Origin of the sequence: Flavobacterium sediminis, assembly GCF_003148385.1 — a bacterium.
Classification (GTDB): Bacteria; Bacteroidota; Bacteroidia; order Flavobacteriales; family Flavobacteriaceae; genus Flavobacterium; species Flavobacterium sediminis.
Genome location: NZ_CP029463.1, coordinates 2,488,194 through 2,509,004, shown reverse-complemented (window position 1 = coordinate 2,509,004; position 20,811 = coordinate 2,488,194). Strand labels below are relative to the sequence as shown.

The 20,811-nt window shown below is 35.7% G+C and carries 21 protein-coding genes; 10 read left to right on the top strand and 11 right to left on the bottom strand.

Annotation, left to right across the window (positions count from 1 at the left end):
* Nucleotides 1–8 precede the first annotated feature (8 nt).
* From DI487_RS11555 to DI487_RS11515, 9 genes are all read right to left on the bottom strand, one after another.
* A complete protein-coding gene (locus tag DI487_RS11555) occupies nucleotides 9–1,259 on the bottom strand; it encodes a competence/damage-inducible protein A (protein ID WP_109569788.1) in 1,251 nt (416 codons plus the stop codon).
* A gap of 30 nt (nucleotides 1,260–1,289) precedes the next feature.
* Nucleotides 1,290–1,634, bottom strand: a complete 345-nt coding sequence (locus DI487_RS11550; RefSeq protein WP_109569787.1) for an Hpt domain-containing protein — start codon at nucleotides 1,632–1,634, stop codon at nucleotides 1,290–1,292.
* Between the two features lie 4 nt (nucleotides 1,635–1,638).
* Nucleotides 1,639–2,250, bottom strand: coding sequence for a fumarylacetoacetate hydrolase family protein (locus tag DI487_RS11545; RefSeq protein ID WP_109569786.1), 612 nt, complete (start codon nucleotides 2,248–2,250; stop codon nucleotides 1,639–1,641).
* A gap of 35 nt (nucleotides 2,251–2,285) precedes the next feature.
* Complete coding sequence (locus tag DI487_RS11540; RefSeq protein WP_109569785.1) at nucleotides 2,286–2,735, bottom strand: GNAT family N-acetyltransferase; 450 nt, start codon at nucleotides 2,733–2,735, stop codon at nucleotides 2,286–2,288.
* Entirely contained in the window at nucleotides 2,736–3,509 is a 774-nt protein-coding gene (locus tag DI487_RS11535; RefSeq protein WP_109569784.1) for a 3'-5' exonuclease, read from the bottom strand. It abuts the gene before it with no gap.
* Nucleotides 3,490–4,050, bottom strand: a complete 561-nt coding sequence (locus DI487_RS11530; protein WP_245896366.1) for a DUF2306 domain-containing protein — start codon at nucleotides 4,048–4,050, stop codon at nucleotides 3,490–3,492. The genes DI487_RS11535 and DI487_RS11530 overlap by 20 nt, the downstream gene beginning before the upstream one ends.
* Nucleotides 4,051–4,142: 92 nt before the next feature.
* Nucleotides 4,143–5,093, bottom strand: coding sequence for a YARHG domain-containing protein (locus DI487_RS11525; protein WP_170108204.1), 951 nt, complete (start codon nucleotides 5,091–5,093; stop codon nucleotides 4,143–4,145).
* Between the two features lie 80 nt (nucleotides 5,094–5,173).
* Complete coding sequence (locus DI487_RS11520) at nucleotides 5,174–6,499, bottom strand: dihydrolipoamide acetyltransferase family protein (protein WP_109569781.1); 1,326 nt, start codon at nucleotides 6,497–6,499, stop codon at nucleotides 5,174–5,176.
* An 84-nt stretch (nucleotides 6,500–6,583) separates the two neighbouring features.
* On the bottom strand, nucleotides 6,584–7,738 hold the full coding sequence (locus DI487_RS11515; protein ID WP_109569780.1) for a glycosyltransferase family 2 protein: 1,155 nt from the start codon (nucleotides 7,736–7,738) through the stop codon (nucleotides 6,584–6,586).
* 45 nt (nucleotides 7,739–7,783) lie between these two features.
* Here DI487_RS11515 and DI487_RS11510 point away from each other — a divergent pair, with 45 nt between their 5' ends.
* Nucleotides 7,784–9,634 carry a CocE/NonD family hydrolase gene (locus DI487_RS11510; RefSeq protein WP_109570669.1) on the top strand — a complete coding sequence of 617 codons (1,851 nt, stop codon included), beginning with the start codon at nucleotides 7,784–7,786 and terminating at the stop codon, nucleotides 9,632–9,634.
* A 48-nt stretch (nucleotides 9,635–9,682) separates the two neighbouring features.
* Here DI487_RS11510 and DI487_RS11505 read toward each other — a convergent pair whose 3' ends face one another.
* Nucleotides 9,683–10,018, bottom strand: a complete 336-nt coding sequence (locus DI487_RS11505; protein ID WP_109569779.1) for a DUF6150 family protein — start codon at nucleotides 10,016–10,018, stop codon at nucleotides 9,683–9,685.
* A 126-nt stretch (nucleotides 10,019–10,144) separates the two neighbouring features.
* Here DI487_RS11505 and abc-f point away from each other — a divergent pair, with 126 nt between their 5' ends.
* The 7 genes from abc-f (at nucleotide 10,145) to secA (ending at nucleotide 18,863) form a co-directional block, all read left to right on the top strand.
* Nucleotides 10,145–12,010 carry a ribosomal protection-like ABC-F family protein gene (gene abc-f / locus DI487_RS11500; protein ID WP_109569778.1) on the top strand — a complete coding sequence of 622 codons (1,866 nt, stop codon included), beginning with the start codon at nucleotides 10,145–10,147 and terminating at the stop codon, nucleotides 12,008–12,010.
* Nucleotides 12,011–12,075: 65 nt separating this feature from the next.
* Entirely contained in the window at nucleotides 12,076–12,858 is a 783-nt protein-coding gene (locus tag DI487_RS11495) for an O-methyltransferase (RefSeq protein ID WP_109569777.1), read from the top strand.
* 48 nt (nucleotides 12,859–12,906) lie between these two features.
* Nucleotides 12,907–13,536 (top strand): carbonic anhydrase, encoded by a 630-nt coding sequence (locus DI487_RS11490; protein WP_109569776.1) that lies wholly within the window; start codon nucleotides 12,907–12,909, stop codon nucleotides 13,534–13,536.
* Nucleotides 13,537–13,638: 102 nt separating this feature from the next.
* Complete coding sequence (locus DI487_RS11485) at nucleotides 13,639–14,328, top strand: ABC transporter ATP-binding protein (protein ID WP_109569775.1); 690 nt, start codon at nucleotides 13,639–13,641, stop codon at nucleotides 14,326–14,328.
* Between the two features lie 139 nt (nucleotides 14,329–14,467).
* A complete protein-coding gene (locus DI487_RS11480; RefSeq protein ID WP_109569774.1) occupies nucleotides 14,468–15,037 on the top strand; it encodes a cob(I)yrinic acid a,c-diamide adenosyltransferase in 570 nt (189 codons plus the stop codon).
* Between the two features lie 155 nt (nucleotides 15,038–15,192).
* Nucleotides 15,193–15,414: a DUF2795 domain-containing protein gene (locus DI487_RS11475; RefSeq protein WP_002986941.1), complete on the top strand. Its 222-nt coding sequence runs from the start codon at nucleotides 15,193–15,195 to the stop codon at nucleotides 15,412–15,414.
* An 89-nt stretch (nucleotides 15,415–15,503) separates the two neighbouring features.
* Nucleotides 15,504–18,863, top strand: a complete 3,360-nt coding sequence (gene secA / locus DI487_RS11470; RefSeq protein ID WP_109569773.1) for a preprotein translocase subunit SecA — start codon at nucleotides 15,504–15,506, stop codon at nucleotides 18,861–18,863.
* 77 nt (nucleotides 18,864–18,940) lie between these two features.
* Here the strand turns inward: secA and DI487_RS11465 are convergent, their stop codons facing one another.
* Nucleotides 18,941–19,567 (bottom strand): helix-turn-helix domain-containing protein, encoded by a 627-nt coding sequence (locus DI487_RS11465; RefSeq protein ID WP_109569772.1) that lies wholly within the window; start codon nucleotides 19,565–19,567, stop codon nucleotides 18,941–18,943.
* Nucleotides 19,568–19,686: 119 nt separating this feature from the next.
* Here DI487_RS11465 and DI487_RS11460 point away from each other — a divergent pair, with 119 nt between their 5' ends.
* A complete protein-coding gene (locus DI487_RS11460) occupies nucleotides 19,687–20,088 on the top strand; it encodes a type III secretion system chaperone family protein (protein WP_109569771.1) in 402 nt (133 codons plus the stop codon).
* Nucleotides 20,089–20,109: 21 nt separating this feature from the next.
* Entirely contained in the window at nucleotides 20,110–20,811 is a 702-nt protein-coding gene (locus DI487_RS11455; protein ID WP_109569770.1) for a PspA/IM30 family protein, read from the top strand.

Below are 20,811 nucleotides of genomic sequence, written 5' to 3'. Positions count from 1 at the left end.
ACTATCTTTTAGTATTTTTTTGAAATTTCTTTATAAACCTTCTCCAAGGCTTTATTTACCGCTCTATCAATTACTTTCTCCCGGGGTTGTCCGAAATTAAATTCTTCAACAAAGACCTCTTCTTTAAATACAATTGCGATGAAAACCGTTCCCACTTCTGCATCGGAATCTCCTTTTAAAGGCCCTGCATTTCCGGTCGTAGCAATAGCAATATCTGTTTGAAAGATTTCCTGAGCAGATTTTGCCATGGCGCTTGCTACCTCTGCACTCACTACTGAATATTTTTCAATCAGCTCAGCAGGAACATGTAATACGTTCTCTTTCGCTTCAGTTGCATAACTTACTACACTCCCTTTAAAATAAGCAGAAGCTCCGGAAACTGAAGTTAACGTTTGGGCTATTTTACCTCCTGTACAACTTTCTGCTGTTGCAATTGTTAAGTTTTGCGCTGTTAGCATACGCCCTAAAACCACTTCAATAGACTCGTCTTCGTCATAGCCTACAATGATATCACCAATCAACTCCATCAGTTTCTCTACTTCTCCGGCAATGGCATCATGTAATAATTGTTCGTATAATCCTCTTGCTGACAAACGTAAGCGAACTCGACCCGGACTTGGTAAATAAGCCAATTTAATAAACTGAGGCAAATTATTTTCCCAATCTTCGATCTGCTCCGCAATAAGGCTTTCCCCTCTACCGTATGTCATAACGGTTTTATGAACAATAAATGGTCTTTTGAATTTTTCGACCAGCTTAGGAATTACTTCATAATCAATAAGATACTTCATCTCATAAGGTACTCCCGGCAACGAAATAAAAACAGTATTATCTTTCTCCATCCACATTCCGGGCGCTGTCCCCATTTTATTAAAAAGTACCGTTGCTTGTGAAGGAACTAAGGCCTGATCTCTATTCATCTGTGTAATAGGACGCTTGTAAAACCCCTCTATTAATTCTTTAACATGAGCCAGAACCTGTGGGTTTTCCACCAACTCATCCTCAAAGAAAGAACAAAATGTTTTTTTGGTCACATCGTCTTTTGTTGGGCCTAAACCTCCTGTAACAATAACGACATCAACTTTGGGAAGCAATTCCTGTAAAGTAGCGGTAATATGTTGCTGTTGGTCAGAAATTGTAAGTATCTCATATACATCAATACCTATTTTGTTTAAAGCTTTTGCTATATATGCTGAGTTTGTATCTACTATCTGTCCAATAAGGATCTCATCACCGATAGTAACGATGGAAGCTTTCATAATTCTATTGAGTAGGTAGTTTAGTAAATTTTATAAACGGAAATCTTTTTTTATTTCCTTAGCGGCAAGTTCTACGCGTTCCCGAAGCGATTTAAAGACTTCTTTTATTTCTTTTTTCTGTCCTTCTGATTTTGCCCAATTCATAACCTGAAGGTTTTCATCATAAGCTAAATCCATTCCCAAAAGATCTAATGAAGGTTTGATCTTATGAGCAGATGCATATACACGGGAATAGTCTTTTTCTTCAATTCCTGTTTTCATCGATTTAATTTCAACCGGAACTTCATCTAAAAAAAGTGTTACGATCTGAAAGGCAAAATCTCTGTCATTTTCAGAGATCTCATAAACTTTTGCTAAATTGTATTGTAGTGCCATGATTTTACTTAACTTGAACTTTAAACATTTGCTGTCCTTCTAAAAAGCCAATCAGCTCATCGTCTTCTTTTACCGCCGCTACGCCTTTAGGCGTTCCTGTAAAAATAATATCGCCTGTTTTAAGTGTAAAAAACTGAGAAACATAAGCAATAATTTCATCTATTTTCCATAACATTAAAGAAGTATTTCCTTGTTGAACTACTTCTCCATTACTCCTTAATTCAAAGTTAAGGTTTTCTAATGAAGAAAATGAATTTTTCGGTAAAAAGTCACCAATAATCGCTGAACCGTCAAAAGCCTTAGCTTTTTCCCATGGTAATCCTTTTTCTTTTAACTGATTTTGTAAATCTCTTGCTGTAAAATCTATCCCCAATCCTATTTGATCGTAATACTTATGTGCAAACTTAGCATCAATATACTTTCCCACTTTACTGATCTTAACCAAGACCTCTACTTCATGGTGTACATCATTACTGAACTCAGGGATCACAAACGGAAATTGCTTAGCTAAGACAGCCGTATCCGGTTTCATAAATATTACCGGTTCGTTTGGCCTTTCATTATTCAATTCCGAGATATGGTCTGCATAATTTCTTCCTATACAAATTATTTTCATTTTCCAGCAGTTATATAATCTTTTTACAATTCTTTTTACAATTCTTTTTCAAAGCAAACACTATCAGTCACGTCTACATATTGTCCGTAATTAGGTATTTGTCGATAAGCATGTTTCGCATAAAGGGTAATTGCTTCCGGCTGTTTTTTTCCTGTTTCCAAAATACATTTCGTATAATGAAGTTCTTTTGCCCATTGTTCCAATTCTTTCAAAATCATTCCAGCGGCTCCCTTTCCTCTCTTTTCCGGCAATACAAACATCCTTTTCACTTCCGCTGTATTGTCACCATACTTTTTAATGGCACCGCAACCTATAGCGACATCTTTTTCAAAGATTACAACGACATGCCTAATACTGTCTATTTTATTAAACTGTGCATAAAAAGAATGGTCTTCCCCATCTCTTATCGCCAGATCAGCATCTAATAATTGTACCAGACTTTGAAAATCAAGATCGTCTGAATCGGTTCGCTTAATCGTATACATTTACAGCTTTGTATTCAGTTTTCTCAATTTAATTCCTGTCAGTACTTTTTTAGTATATAACGGAAAATCTGCATTTTGGATCCAGCCAAAGTAACCCGGCTCTTTTTCCAATACTTCTTCCACTAGTGCTCCTTTATGTTTGCCAAAGGTAAAGATTTCCTGTTCTTCTTCATTTAATGCAATGAATCCTGCAAAATCAACCGATCTTTTACGTTTCGTAAATTCAGAAAGAGATTTAATATCATTTTCCAGATCTTCGTAGCGATCTAATTGCGCTTTCAGTATTTCGTAAGTGGCATTGGTATCGGCTTCAGCACTATGCGCATTGTCTAAACTTTCATTACAATAAAATCGGTAAGCAGCACTCAGTGTTCTTTCTTCCTTTTTATGAAAAATAGTCTGCACGTCTACCGCAACCCGGTTTTTCATATCAAAATCAACCTCAGCGCGCAACAACTCTTCAGCTAATAAAGGAATATCGAAACGATCTGAATTGAATCCGGCCAGATCTGAATCTTTGATCATATTGTAAACATGTGATGCCAACTCTTTAAAAACAGGTTCATTCGCTACTTTTTCATCTGTTATACCATGTACTGCGGTAGAATGAGGCGGAATCGGAATTGTTGGGTTCACCAACCATGTTTTACTTTCTTTGTTTCCGTTTGGAAAAACTTTCAGGATTGATATTTCAACGATTCTGTCTCTTGCCACATCAATTCCTGTGGTTTCTAAATCAAAAAAACAAATAGGTCTATTTAGTTTTAATTCCATTTTTTGTACTCTTTATAAATAATTTAAAAATTATTATTTCAGCTATTATCAGATTCACTCCCCACCCAAGCCAGGAAACTATCCGATAAACATCCATTGGTGGCGGATGGAACAAAAATACAATAATGTATTTGAAAAGCCTTAATGAAATGGCCGATAATGTTAATGCAAAACTCCGTATTGCAAATTTTTGATGGTTTATAAAATCGCCTTTCCTTATAAAAGCATACGATCTATATGTAAAATACATCCACAATACGGATAAAATCACAAACGAAGTTTGCGCTATAACTCCTCCGTTTGCATAATAACTCATAACTAAACCTGAAGGTCCGGATAAGAATACGATCAGAAATATATAAATCTTACCTATTAGCTGATGGATATCTTTCTGCTTTCTTCTTATATTTTCTAAAAACTGAGTCCAACCTAATAATACTAAAAAAATACTGGTATAAACATGCACAAAAAAAGCTATTTTGTAATGCAATAACAGAATCTCTTCATATTTAATCCTAAGAAATGCTACATCAAATCTCATAGGAATATATTGAATTGTTATCAATAGCAATAAATACGTAAAGTAAAAATAAATAAAGAGTATGGCGTATTTAAAAAAGCTTGTTCGCATTATTACCTTCCGAAAGAATCATAATATTCTTCTGCATTTTTTTCATATCTGAGTAACAGCTCGATATTTTGGGTTTCAATAGCGGTCAGTTCTTTTTTAACATCACTGAAAACCGGCATGTACCATTCAAAACCTTCAAAATACATTCTAAGTTGTTTACTTCTAAATGCAAAACCATGCTTAGCAAATATGGAGTTTCTCAAAATAAAGATATCCGCCTTTGTCAGATTTGAAACAAATTCTTTTGTCAACAATTCGGTAGAAGGATTCGCTTCATAAATTTTTTGAGTGGTTGCAAAATATTCCTGATCCATATAAACCACTTCCTCTCCATTTACGGTATCTGTGGAAGACTCGTAATCTCTAAATTTATCTGTATCATAAAAGCTATATTCAAGTTCGTTCTCCGGATTGTACTTGAACAATCTTTTCTTCAGATCAAAAATTCTGGAACCAATCTTTACACTATCCGGATTAAATGCTGTCCAAAATCCTTTCATTACCGAATCTCTTTTTTGCAATTGAATTGAAAATTTACCATCCGTTCGCGTTCTCCTAAATTCTTCTACCTGCATATCGAAAGCGCCTTCATGTTCCCTCAAAACACCTTTAAACGGACTAACATTTCCGGCTGTTACAGAGTGTCCGAAAACCGAATCGTTTTTTATTTCATCAATTGAAAAAGTAATTTTTCTTGTTATAAGATTGCTATATTTATCATTCCCGTAAATAGTATCTTTTTGAGCATCATACAAATTTGCTTTAAAATCCCCGACCCAGTAACCTAAAAAATCATCTTTTGACTTAATTGACAAATTGTCATTTATCAGTGGCTTTTCAAAGGATACTTCTTCTTTTTTTTGCTCAACCAATGGCTTTTCTTCCTTCTTTACAACTTCCTTACACGAGACCAAAATCGTTAAAACAAATAATACGATTACATTAACTTTCATCTTTCTGATTTTTTTCAAAAATAACAAAAACCCGATGGTAAAAAAACCACCGGGTCTATATAGAATCATTTTATATTTTTTTAAACCTCTCTATTCAAGTCCCAGGCTTCCAACAATTCCGCAACGCGTTTTACGAAACTTCCGCCTAAGGCTCCGTCTACTACTCTGTGATCATAAGAGTGAGACAAGAACATTTTTTGACGGATCCCGATAAAATCTCCGTCCGGAGTTTCAATAACAGCCGGTACTTTGCGAATTGCTCCTAAAGCCAGAATACCTACTTGCGGCTGGTTAATGATCGGTGTACCGAAAACCGAACCGAAAGTTCCCACATTCGTAACTGTATAGGTTCCGCCTTGCGTATCATCCGGTTTTAATTTACCGGTTCTTGCTCTATTTGCCAGATCATTCACCTGTTTAGCCATGCCTACTAAATTTAATTGGTCGGCATTTTTAATCACCGGAACAATCAAGTTTCCATTCGGTAAGGCGGCAGCCATTCCTAAATTGATGTTTTTCTTTTTAATGATGTAATCGCCATTTACCTGAATATTCATCATCGGGAATTCGCGCAAAGCTTTTGCAACCACTTCCATAAAAATAGGTGTGAAAGTCAATTTCTCGCCTTCTCTCTTTTCAAAAGCATTTTTTACTTTATCTCTCCACTTTACAATATTGGTAACATCTACCTCAATAAATGATTGTACGTGAGCCGAAGTTTGTTTGGACTCCACCATATATTTAGAGATCAACTTACGCATTCTGTCCATCTCAATGATCTCGTCTTCTCCGTTAACCGATACCGGGGCTACTTTCGGAGCTTCTTGCTTCTCGACTCCGCCCGAAGTGACAGCATTAGCTTCCATTTTTACAGGTTGTACCACTGTAACCGGTTGATTTCCTCTATTCTTAATATAACTTAAAATATCATCTTTCGTAACACGTCCGTCTTTCCCGGTTCCGTTTATAGCTTCTAATTCAGCTACAGAAACACCTTCTTCTTTTGCTATATTTTTCACTAAAGGCGAAAAGAATTTCTCTGAATTTGAAAAATCTGCCGGTGCTACTGTTTCTTTAGCTATTTCAACTGTTTTTACTACCTCGGCAACAGCAGGTTTTTCTACTTCACCAGAAGCAACAACCGGAGTAGCTCCTGCAACATCACCTTCTGTTTCAATAATCGCTACCGTTTGTCCGACCTGAACCACATCATCTACATTAAATAATATTTCAACCAATGTTCCGGCAACTTCAGAAGGCACCTCACTATCTACTTTATCAGTAGCAATTTCAAGCACAGCTTCATCCTGTTCAATGGTATCACCAACCTTCTTTAACCAGTTAGTCACAGTTGCTTCTGCAACACTTTCTCCCATCTTGGGTAATTTCAATTCAAACTTTGCCATATTTTTAACTAAAGTTGTGTTTATTTGATTCAGATTACAAAAATAATAATTTTTAGATGCTTTTATAAAGAATACAATAAAATTTTACAACAAAATAACTTCTCCTCTATCATTGGAATTATTACTTCCTATTAAATAGTCATGATTTATTGATAAAAACTTAAATGTACTGTCCTTATTTCTCTTTTCCTCCATTAATCGGATCGCTTTTTTAAAGGAAATTGATTTCAGATCTATAATCAATTCAACTCTTGAATGAGCCGGAGAATCACTTCCCTCTTTATAAATTTCTGTTTTTAACTTTGCATTTATTTTTCTTAAAACCGTTTCATTTTCAACATCATCAGAAACCAAAACATAATGTTCCGGCTTTTTATCACTTACCGTCTTGGATTGAAATACTTTTAACAATGAAAACGCAAAACTTCCTATTTGCATCATACTATCAAAAAACCACGATTTCTTAAAGTGTTTTTTATAAAAAAACTGCATGGCTTCACGAAAGCGTTTCATATACAACCCGTCTCTTACCGTACTTTCTCCTTTATAATGTATAACGGTTGTTCCAGCAAAATAATAATTCTGCCTCCCTGCTTTTTTTACCAGATAGCTCAGATCAATATCATCGGAATACATAAAACAATTTTCATCAAATCCGCCTACTTGCAAATACAATTCTCGCTGCATTAACATAAAAGCACCTACTAAAACGTCTACTTCTCCAGATTGGTTTTCATTCAAATGCATCGCATAATATTGATTAAACCAACTTGATTTCGGAAACAGTTTATAGAACCCGAAAATTTTAGTAAAAGCTACCCAAGGTGTCGGCACGCCACGCTTGCTTTCCGGAAGAAATTTTCCGGAACCGTCAATTAGTTTACAACCCGTTATTCCTAAATGAGACTGCTCGACTCCGCTTGAAGTGACAAAAGTAAGTAATTTAGAAAATGTATCTTCTACAACAACAGTGTCGGGATTTAAAATGCAAATATAGTCGCCTTTGGCTCGGGCTACACCGATATTATTTCCTTTAGGAAACCCTAGATTTTCTTTATTCTCTATCAGAATGACATCAGGAAATTGCTCCTTAATCATTTGGCGACTGTCATCAGAGGAAGCATTATCAACCACTATGATTTCACCATCAATGTCTTGAAGTGCTTTTTGAACACTGCCAACACATTGCTCTAAGAAATAACGGACGTTATAATTAAGAATTACCACCGATAGTTGCATGACGCGAAAATAAGTAATAAATTCGAAGAAAAATATCAAAACCAAATGAAATCATTTCTAACTATTGTATCTTTTTGTCTTTCACTATTGGTTTGGTCACAAAACAATATCGAACAAAATTACGACAAAAAGGAGGTCTACATTACTATGCGCGACGGCGTAAAACTTTTCACAAGTATTTATATTCCGAAGGATATTTCAAAAGAAAACAAGTATCCGTTCTTAATGCAACGTACGTGTTATAGCGTAGGTCCCTACGGAGAAGATCAATACCGAAGAACTCTCGGGCCAAGTCATTTTTTATCTGACGACAAATACATTTTTGTTTACCAAGATGTAAGAGGCCGCTATATGAGTGAAGGAACTTGGACCAATATGACACCGCAAGTAGACCACAAAACCAAGCAAAATATCGACGAAAGTACTGATACGTACGACACCATAGACTGGTTAATCAAAAACATCCGGTACAATAACGGAAAGATAGGTCAATTCGGAACTTCTTACCCCGGTTTTTATACGGCTGTCGGAACTTTATCCCAGCATCCGGCTTTAGTTGCTTCCTCTCCTCAGGCTCCGATTTCTGATTTCTTTTTTGATGATTTTCACCACAACGGTGCTTTTGTAATGGGCTATTTTAAGACCTTTCCTGTTTTTGGTGTTCAAAAAGACAATCCTACACAAGAACATTGGTTTGGCAAAGACATGATTAAAAGAACATCTGATGACGGTTCCGTTTTCTACCGTGAATTAGGCACCTTAAAAGAAGGTGCAGACACTTATTACAAAGACAATTTCTTTATGCAGGAAATCATGGAGCATCCAAATTATGATGCTTTTTGGCAAAAAAGAAACTTATTGCCTCATTTGAAAGACATCAAACATGCTGTAATGACTGTAGGCGGTTGGTTTGATGCCGAAGATCTGGCCGGACCGTTAAACATCTACAAAACCATTGAAAAAACAAGTCCGAAAGCACATAATACAATTGTTATGGGACCTTTTTCGCATGGCGGATGGGGACGCGAAAACGGAAAAACATTCCACAATGACATTTATTTTGGTGACAGTATTGCTACGTTTTACCAAAAAAACATCGAATACAAGTTTTTTACACACTACCTAAAAGGAAACAAAAAAGATAAATTAGAATTACCGGAAGCCTATATGTTTGACACCGGTAAAAAAGAATGGAAAGAATTTACAGCCTGGCCTCCTGAAAAAGCAGAGAAAATAAATTTCTATTTAGCTGAAAATGCTTCTTTAAGCAAAACTAAACCATCAAATGCAGCTTCAACCGAATATTATAGTGATCCTAATAATCCGGTACCAAGTTCTGTAAACTACAAAGATTTCAACGGTTTTACCCCGCGTAATTACATGAGTGAAGACCAACGATTTGCTTTAAACCGTCCGGATGTAGTGACTTTCACTACCGATTATTTAACGGAAGACATCACTTTTGCCGGAGAAATTTTAGCCAAATTAAACATTGCGTCTACGAGCACCGATGCTGATTTTGTAGTGAAATTAATTGATGTTTATCCGCTTGACGAACCAGAGAATGCTGATAAACCGAACGTACTCTATGCCAATTACCACCAAATGGTGAGAAGTGAGATCATGCCGGCGCGTTTTAGAAACAGCTATGAAAAACCGGAAGCTTTAACACCTAACCAAGCTACTAAAGTAACTTTCCGACTTCAGGATGTGTTACACACCTTCAAAAAAGGACATAAAATCCAAATTCAAGTGCAAAGTACATGGTATCCTTTAATGGAAATCAATTCGCAGAAATTCTTAGAAAATCCACATTTGGCTTCCAAAGAAGATTACACTAAAGCTTTTATCAAAGTCTTTAACAATAGTTCAATAGAAGTTGAAGTTTTAAAATAAATGGAATCAGCCTTCGGGCTGATTTTTTATTTCTAAACACTATTGTTTCTAATACAGAAGATGTTTTTTAGCATTGTCTTTCCATTCTGCCTGATTCGGATATTCTACAAAATAAATCTTCAAATCCGCCTGATTGGCATAATCCACAAAGTAGATCTTTTTATCTGCTTGATTAGCATAATCCGTAAAGAACCATCTACCATCGTTTTTCCCTGCCTGATTGGAATATTTTACTTTGTAAACCAATAAATCGGCCTGATTCGGGTAATCGACCACAAATACTTTTATATCTGCCTGATTGGCATATTGAACAGAAAACACCTTTTGTGCTTTAGCCACAAAAGAAAAGGCTACAAAAAGCATTATTAATACAAATCGAAACATAACTTACTATATTTCTCACTAAAGTACATAATCTAAAATTAATAAGCTTAAAAATTCAAAACCAAAACCTTATTTTTGCACCAATCAATTTTCAAATTGACTCATTTTCAAATTATCAAATCAATAATGAACTTCCTTTCAGTCGAAAATATCTCAAAAGCTTACGGCGAACGCGTTTTGTTTGAAAACATTTCGTTTGGTATCAACAAAGACCAAAAAATCGCTTTTATTGCTAAAAACGGTTCCGGAAAAACAACTATTATGAACATGTTAGCCGGTTTGGACGAACCCGATAGCGGTCAGGTTATTGTTCGTAAAGACATTAAAATGGCTTTTTTATCGCAAAATGACAATTTACAGCCTGAATTGACTATTGAAGAGAGCATTTTCGCCAGTGATAACGACACGCTGAAAGTGATAGAACAATACGAAAAAGCATTGGAAAATCCGGATGATGCCGAAGCGTATCAAAAAGCGTTTGACAATATGGATCGTCATAATGCCTGGGATTTTGAAACCCAATACAAGCAAATTTTGTTCAAATTAAAATTGGACGATTTAAAACTGAAAGTCAAAAACCTTTCGGGTGGACAAAAAAAGCGCTTGTCATTAGCCATTATCCTAATCAACAAACCTGATTTTCTAATCTTGGATGAGCCAACCAACCATTTGGATTTAGAAATGATTGAATGGTTAGAAGATTATTTCGCCAAAGAAAATTTAACGTTATTCATCGTAACCCACGACCGTTTCTTTTTAGAGCGTGTTTGTAACGAAATCTTAGAACTTGAGAACGGAAAGTTATACCAATACAAAGGCAATTATTCGTATTATCTAGAAAAAAAAGAAGAACGAATTGCTTCTGAAAATGCAAGTGTTGACAAAGCCAAGAACTTATTTGTCAAAGAATTAGAATGGATGCGTCGCCAACCGAAAGCGCGTACCACCAAATCAAAATCGCGTCAAGATGATTTTTACGTGATTAAAGAAAAAGCCATGAGTCGCCGTAAGGAAAATGTGGTGGAGTTGGAAATCAACATGGAACGCATGGGAAGCAAAATTATTGAATTAGCTAAGATCAATAAAAGTTTCCAAGACAGGGTTATTCTAAAAGATTTCAATTACTCGTTTCAACGTGGCGAACGCGTGGGTATCATTGGTAAAAACGGAACCGGAAAATCTACTTTTTTAAATATTATCACAGGAAGCATTCAACCTGATTCTGGAAAAGTAATCGTTGGTGACACCATGAAAATCGGGTATTATACGCAAAGCGGAATCAATCCAAAACCACAACAAAAAGTAATTGACATCATTAAAGAATATGGCGAATATATTCCGTTGACTAAAGGAAAAATCATTTCGGCTTCGCAATTATTGGAACGCTTTTTATTTGATGCCAAAAAACAATACGATTACGTCGAAAAACTAAGCGGCGGCGAATTGAAACGTTTGTATTTGTGTACCGTTTTGATTCAAAATCCGAATTTCTTAATTCTCGATGAGCCAACCAATGATTTGGATATCGTAACCTTAAATGTATTGGAAAACTTCTTACTGGATTATCCAGGATGTTTATTAGTAGTAAGTCACGACCGTTATTTTATGGACAAAATCGTGGATCACTTATTTGTGTTCCGCGGGCAAGGTGAAATTGAAGATTTTCCAGGAAATTATTCCGACTTCAGAACCTATGAAGATTCGGCTGAACCTGTTAAAGAGGAAAAAGTTGAATCGGCTAATGCTAAATCTTGGAAAGAAAAACAAGTAAAAGCGGGCTTAACTTTTAATGAACAAAAAGAGTTTCAAAAAATTGAACGCGAAATCAAAGATTTGGAATTCAAGAAAAAAGAAATTGAAGCCGAATTTGCTGAAGGAAAAGTAGCCGACGACAAAATTGAAGCAAAAGCTAACGAATTACAAAAAATCATTCAGTCTTTAGAAGAAAAAGAAGAACGTTGGTTTGAATTGAGTGCAAAAATGGAGGAATAATTGGTCATTCTGAACCAAGTCGGAGAATCTGATCATTAGATCCGAAATAACATAGCGTTTAAAAAATGTTACATATATTAAAAGCATACATAAAATTCTTATTAGATTCCAAAAACGAACACGGAGTTCATTCGCCATTTGTATTTAATTTGGTAACCAAATGTTTTTACGATAAGACAAACTACCCGGAATACCAAACGTTAAAACAGTATCGAAAAGCTCTTTTGGCGAATACTAACACGATCGAAGTTACGGATTTCGGTGCGGGTTCCCGTGTTTTTAAATCGAATACTCGAGAAATTGCTAAAATTGCCAAAACAGCCGGAATTTCACCTAAAAGAGCAGCCTTGCTATTCCGTATCGTTCGTTATTTCCAGCCCGAACAAATTTTAGAAATCGGAACTTCTTTAGGATTAGCCACTTCTGCCCTAGCTTTGGGAAGCAAAAAATCATACATTAAAAGTCTTGAAGGATGTCCAAATACATTGGCTATTACTGAAAATCAGTTTAACACCTTCTTTCCAGAATTAAATTTTGAATTTTTAAACACTGAATTCTCAAGTTATTTTAATTCTTCTGACTTTCGACTTCCGGCTTTCGACTTAATCTATTTCGATGGTAATCATTCTAAAAAAGCTACATTAGACTATTTCAATTGTCTTTTGCCAACTATAACCAATGATAGTGTCTGGATTTTTGACGACATCCATTGGTCGCCCGATATGGAAGAAGCTTGGCAAATCATTAAAAATCACTCACAAGTAACCGTGACGATCGATACTTTTCAGTGGGGATTCGTTTTCTTTAGAAAAGAGCAGGAAAAAGAGCACTTCACAATTCGAGCATAGACTTTTAAGTTTTTCGTACCTTTACGCAAAATTTAAAATTCAACCGTCATGAATATTGAAGAAATTTTTGAAAACAACAAAAATTGGGTAACAGAAAAACTTTCAATCGACCCTCATTTTTTCGACAAATTATCAGAAGGACAATCACCTGAATTCTTATACATAGGTTGTTCTGACAGTCGCGCCACTGCTGAAGAAATCATGGGAATGGCTCCGGGACAGGTTTTTGTCCATCGTAACATTGCAAATATGGTCCCGAATTCGGATTTAAGTTCAATGTCGGTTATTAATTACGCCGTAAACCACTTAAAAGTAAACCACATTGTAGTTTGTGGTCACTATGGTTGTGGCGGGGTAAAATCAGCCATGCAACAATCTGATCTAGGAATTTTAAATCCTTGGCTACGAAACATCCGAGATGTGTATCGTTTGCATAAAAAAGAATTAAATGCCATTACTGACGAAGAAACTAAGTACAGACGTTTAGTTGAATTAAATGTGCAGGAACAATGCATTAACGTCATTAAAACAGCTGAAGTTCAAAAAGCAAACAGAGACCGTGATTTAAAAGTTTACGGCTGGATCTTTGATCTTCATACCGGTAAATTGATCGACTTAAATATTGATTTCGACACCATACTTCACGATATTACCGAGATCTACAAAATCGAAAGTTAAACTTACTTCAAAATATTTTAACAAGGCATCGTAACAAAATGCCTTTTTTTTCTACTTATTAGGAAAACTTAAGAGTTCTAATTTCTAAATTCTAAATTAGATATGTCAAAACCTATTATAGACATTAAAGGCATTACACGAGACTTTCCTTTAGGAGACGAAACTATTCATGTACTTAAAGGAATTGATTTAACCATTAATAAAGGAGAATACGTTGCCTTAATGGGACCTTCCGGTTCAGGAAAATCAACTTTAATGAATATTTTAGGCTGTTTAGACACTCCTACAGGCGGTTCTTACATTTTAAACAGCAAATTAGTCAGCGAAATGCACGATGATGAATTGGCTGAAATCCGTAACAAAGAAATCGGTTTTGTATTTCAAACTTTCAACCTTATGCCCCGTACCACTGCTTTGGATAATGTAGCTTTACCAATGGTCTATGCCGGAAAATCTAAAGAAGAAAGAAATGTACGTGCTACAGAAGTTCTGACTCAGGTTGGCTTAGAAGATCGTATGGATCATAAGCCTAATCAATTGTCCGGTGGTCAACGCCAACGTGTTGCTGTAGCTCGTGCCTTGGTCAATCACCCTGCTATCATTTTAGCCGATGAACCTACCGGAAACTTAGACAGTAAGACTTCTGTAGAGATCATGGCTCTTTTTGACGATATCCACTCTAAAGGAAACACCGTTATTCTGGTAACACACGAAGAAGACATTGCCGAACACGCACACCGTATTATCCGTTTACGAGATGGTATTATTGAAAGCGATACTAAAAACAAATAACTTAATTACAGAAAACTTTAGTATTTCTGTTGTTTATTATACCGGATGTCATTACGACATCTCTACTGATAATCGTTATACTTTTTGTTATCTTTGAAAAAATTCTGACTTTTCAGAGTCTAAAATTCAAAAAAACAAAATGAAAGTATATACTAAAACCGGAGACAAAGGGACGACAGCCTTATTTGGCGGAACCCGAGTTCCCAAACACCACATCCGCATAGAAAGTTACGGGACAGTAGACGAACTCAATTCTCACATTGGTTTGATCCGTGACCAGGAAATGAATCCTTTCTACAAAACAGCTTTGATAGAAATTCAGGATCGACTTTTTACTGTAGGAGCTATTTTAGCAACACCTCCGGAAAAAGAAATCTTAAAGAATGGTCAGCAACGTTTAAATATCAATAGAATTTCTAAAGAAGATATTGCTTTCTTAGAACAGGAAATCGATAAAATGGATACTGAACTCCCTCCTATGACACATTTCGTTTTGCCAGGCGGACATACAACTGTGTCATATTGTCATATAGCACGTTGTGTTTGCCGCAGAGCCGAGCGTTTAGCAGTACATTTACACGAAATTGAGCCTATTGACGAACTGGTTCTAACCTACCTTAACCGACTTTCTGACTACTTATTTGTGTTGGCACGAAAGTTGTCACACGATTTGAACGCTGAAGAAGTAAAATGGATTCCGAGAAAGTAATTTTTGCTGTAAAAACTACTATTATTTCACATTCGGGAAAGCAGTTCAATCAGTAAGCAAGACAAACGTTCTTATAAATCATTAAAAAAAATCAAAAAATACTTGACTTTTTAAGTTAAAAAATTATTTTTGCATTAAATTAAATCGATAGAAAGATGTATTGGACATTAGAATTAGCATCTTATTTAAGTGATGCGCCTTGGCCTGCAACCAAAGACGAACTTATCGACTATGCAATCAGAACAGGAGCTCCTCTTGAAGTTGTAGAAAACTTGCAATCTATTGAAGATGAAGGAGAGATCTACGAATCCATGGAGGAAATTTGGCCTGACTATCCGACTGACGAAGACTATCTTTGGAACGAGGATGAGTATTAATTAAAAGATAAACGCAACAACTTAAAAGTCTCTTAAAGAGGCTTTTTTTTGTAAATTTGCACACCAAAATAAAAGAAAAATAAGTAGTTATGAGTATCATAAATTCCATATTGAAAGCTTTTGTGGGAGATAAATCCCAAAAAGATATAAAAGCTATTCAACCTATTATTACTAAAATAAAGTCTTTTGAAGGCGCTTTACAAGCCTTGAGTCATGACGAACTAAGAGCTAAAACCGTTGAGTTTAAAGAAAAGATCAAAGCAGCCCGAGCTGAAAAAGATGAAAAAATCGCTTCTTTAAAACAACAAGCCGAACAAACAGACGATATTGATGCTCGTGAAGATTTCTATACTGAAATTGACCAGTTAGAAAAAGAAGCTTATGAAATTTCTGAAAAAGTTTTAAATGATATTTTACCGGAAGCATTTGCTGTTGTAAAAGAAACAGCTCGACGTTTCAAAGAAAATACAAACATCACCGTTACAGCCACTGCTAAAGACCGTGAGCTTTCAGCTACCAAATCTTACATTACACTGGATGGTGACAATGCTGTTTGGGCAAATTCATGGGATGCTGCCGGAAAAGCCATCACTTGGGATATGATCCACTACGACGTACAGTTAATCGGTGGTATCGTATTGCATCAAGGTAAAATTGCCGAAATGCAAACCGGTGAAGGTAAAACCTTAGTAGCAACACTTCCTTTATATTTGAATGCCTTAACAGGTAACGGAGTGCATTTGGTAACTGTTAACGACTACTTAGCCAAACGTGATAGCACATGGAAAGCTCCTTTATTTGAATTCCACGGAATGACCGTTGATTGTATTGACAATCACCAACCAAACTCTGAATCCAGAAGAAAAGCTTATGAAGCAGACATCACTTACGGAACTAATAACGAGTTCGGTTTTGATTACCTGCGTGATAATATGGCGCACGCACCTTCAGATTTGGTACAACGCAAACACAATTATGCGATTGTCGATGAGGTAGACTCCGTTTTAATTGATGATGCCCGTACGCCGTTAATTATTTCCGGACCGGTTACCGACGGAGATCGTCACGAATTCATGGAATTAAAACCAAAAGTAGAAAACTTAGTTAACCTTCAACGTAAATTAGCTACAGATTGTTTAACAGAAGCAAAACGCTATTTCAAAGAAGGTAATTCTAAAGAGGCCGGTTTCTATTTATTACGTTCGCACAGAGCCCTGCCTAAGAACAAAGCTTTGATCAAATTCTTATCGGAAGAAGGAGTAAAACAATTACTTCAGAAAACCGAAAATTACTATATGCAAGACAATAACAGAGAAATGCCGAAAATCGATGAGGCACTTTACTTTGTTATTGAAGAAAAAAACAATCAGGTTGAACTAACAGACAACGGAATTAAATTCCTTTCTCAGGACACTGATGCAAACTTCTTCATTCTACCGGATATCGGTACTGAAATCGCTAAAATTGAAAAAGCTAATTTAACAAAAGAAGAAGAAGCTGAACAAAGAGAAGAACTTTACAAAGATTTCTCAGTAAAATCAGAACGTATTCACACATTAACACAATTGCTTAAAGCGTATTCTTTATTTGAAAAAGATACCGAATACGTTATCATGGACAATAAAGTAATGATCGTAGACGAGCAAACCGGACGTATTATGGACGGACGTCGCTATTCTGATGGTTTACACCAAGCTATTGAGGCAAAAGAAAACGTAAAAATTGAAGCTGCTACACAAACTTTTGCAACCGTTACGTTGCAAAATTACTTCCGTATGTACAACAAGCTAGCCGGTATGACCGGTACTGCGGTAACTGAAGCCGGAGAGTTCTGGGAGATCTATAAGTTAGACGTAGTAGAGATTCCTACTAACAGACCTATTGCCCGTAAAGATAAAGAAGATTTAATTTACAGAACTGTACGTGAAAAGTTCAATGCTGTTATTGAAGACGTAGTCCAACTTTCTAAAGCGGGAAGACCGGTATTGATTGGTACAACTTCAGTAGAAATTTCAGAATTACTGAGCCGTATGCTGAAAATGAGAGGAATTCACCACAATGTATTGAATGCTAAAATGCACAAAAGTGAAGCCGAAATTGTAGCTGAAGCCGGTAAACCGGGAGTAGTTACTATCGCAACAAATATGGCTGGACGTGGTACCGATATTAAACTTTCTGACGAAGTAAAAAAAGCAGGCGGTTTAGCTATCGTTGGTACCGAACGTCACGATTCCCGTCGTGTAGACCGTCAGTTAAGAGGTCGTGCCGGTCGTCAAGGTGATGTAGGTAGTTCACAATTCTACGTGTCATTAGAAGACAACCTGATGCGTTTGTTCGGCTCTGAAAAAGTAGCCAAAATAATGGATCGCATGGGCTTAAAAGAAGGTGAAGTTATCCAACATTCCATGATGACCAAATCTATCGAAAGAGCTCAGAAAAAAGTAGAAGAAAACAACTTTGGTGTTCGTAAGCGTTTATTAGAATATGATGACGTAATGAATGCGCAACGTGAAGTAGTTTACAAACGTCGTAAACATGCTTTACACGGAGAACGTTTGAAAGTGGATATCGCTAACATGATGTACGATACTTCAGAATTGATTGTTCAAAACAACAAATTAGCAAACGACTTTAAAAATTATGAGTTCGATTTAATTCGTATCTTCTCAATCAGTGCTCCGATCACAGAAGCAGATTTTTCTAAACTATCTGAAAGAGAGATCGTAAGTAAAACATACAAAGCTGTATTAGCGCACTATACCGATAAAAACGAACGAAGTGCACAAGAAGCTTTCCCGATCATTAAAAACGTTTACGAGAACAATGATGGCAGATACGAGCGAATTGTAGTTCCGTTTACTGATGGTATTAAATCGCTTAATATTGTTACCAACTTAGAGAAAGCCTATCAAACAGAAGCAAAATCACTAATTACTGATTTTGAAAAGAACGTAACATTAGCCATTATTGATGAAGCCTGGAAAAAACACCTTCGCAAAATGGACGAATTAAAACAATCGGTTCAATTAGCCGTTCACGAACAAAAAGATCCGCTATTGATCTATAAATTAGAAGCTTTTAACTTGTTCAAGAAAATGGTTGACGATGTAAATAAAGATGTTATTTCATTCTTGTTTAAAGCTGACCTGCCTTCTCAAAATCCAAACAATATTAGTGAGGCTAAAGAAGTAAAACAAAAAGAAAGCTACACTGAAAGCAAAGAAGAAGTTTTAAATACTGATGAAATGGCAGCCCGTAGCCGTCAGGCCGGAAGTCAGACTCAGGAACAACCTCAGGTTACAAAAACCATTGTTCGCGAAACACCTAAAATAAACCGTAACGATGTGGTTACTATTAAACATGTTTTAAGCGGTAAAAGCGAAACTATGAAATTCAAAAAAGCAGAACCTATGTTAGCTACCGGCGAATGGGTTATCGTTAATGAATAAAAAGACTAACATCTTTTCTTTATAAAAAATCCCGATTGGAAAGCAATCGGGATTTTTATTTTTATGCATATAAAATATTATTTCGTGCCTTTCTTTATTTCCTCTAATTCTGACTCAAGCTTTTCAATCCTCTTAACAATCGATTGAAATATTAAAACTTCATTATCTCCCTGAACAGAACCTATTATCTTATAAGCCTCTTTTTCTCCTTTATACGAATCTGTTATCTCTAAACTATTTTTATCAAAAACCAGATAAAGAGCATTATTCTCATTTTTATTCTGTATTTTCTTTGTTAAAAACAGATACGTTCCCGCCGGATAGAAGTGCTGTGAAAGATTTTCAGACACTTTGTAAACGAAATCTACATTTGCTAATATTTTTTGCAAATCAATTTCCACATGTCCTTTCAGATCGTCTAATTCATAGACCTGTTCCGGCTTTTTTTCACTATTCGGAATCAAATGCTCTATTTCCGAAAAGTTCGTAATCTTATTAATAGTTAAAGGTTTTGTTAACAAATCATCTGTCGTCAGGTTCAAAATCTTTGCAATACGAAGCAAACTATCTATTTTAGGCTCTGCCCTGCCCTCTTCATAGGAACTGATAACTCCTCTGTTCAAATCGAGAAGTTCAGCAAAAGCCTGCTGACTTAAACCCTTTATCTGTCTTATTTTTTTTATATTGGTACCAAAATAGGTCATATTACTTTTTTTGAAGTACAAAACAAAGGTAATGAAAATATTTTTATAATATTGCTAATATTTTTTGCAAATTAATTTTTTTTGTCTAAATTTGTTAAGACAACACTAATCTCTATTTAATGCAACGAGAAAAATTGTACACTAAAATTAAAGATTGGTTACTCGAACTCAATATTGAAATTGTGCACGAAAACCCGAATCATCAAACTTTTATTATCAGCAAGGAAGCTGAGGGAATCAAAAACATGATATTGGTTATTGCGCCACAAATATTGATTATTGAACAATTTTTATTTAGTTGTAAAAAAGATCAACCGGAAGTATACAAACAACTTCTGATTAAGAACAGGGATATTGTTCATGGTGCGTTCGTTTTAGATGAAACAGGAGAGCGAGTGATTTTCAGAGATACACTCCAAACCGAAAATTTAGACCAAAACGAATTGGTAGGAACTATTAATTCATTGAGTTTGTTACTTAGTGAATATTCGGCTGAGATGATCAGTTTTAGCAAATTGTAGAACAAATAATATTAGACAACTATGAATATTTTTAAACGACTTTTTAGAATAGGTAAAGCAGAAGCACATGCTGCTATAGACGGTTTGGAAGACCCGATCAAAATGACGGAGCAAGGAATCAGAGAAATGAAAGAACAACTGGACAAAAGTGTTCAGGCTATGGCTCAGGTAAAAGCTTTGGCCATCCGAAGAAAGAACGAACATGCTTCGCTTTTGAATAAATCAGAAGATTATCAAAATAAAGCCATGCTTCTGGTTCAAAAAGGGATCAAGGAAGAGATTGCTACGGAAGAAAGCGACCGTTTGGCAAAAGAAGCCTTAAAAATGAAAGAACAAGCTGTTCAGGATGCTAAATTAGCAGAAGCGGAAAGTCAAAAACTGGAACAGGATGTTGAAAAAATGCAAACGAATATCAACTCGTTAAAATCAACTATTGCAAAATGGGAAGGTGAATTGAAAACATTGCGTGCCAGAGTTCAGGTAAGTCAAGCGACACAGGACATCAATAAAAAAATGACGCAATTGGATTCAGACAGTACAATAAGTATGTTGGAAAAAATGAAAGACAAAGTACAACAACAGGAAGCGCTAGCCGATGCATACGGAGAAATTGCAAATGCGTCGAAAAGTATAGACGAAGAGATCAATGCGGTAGTAGATACAACAGAAAACAAAGCCGAAGCAGAGCTTCAAAAATTAAAAGAACAATTCAATGCTAACTAA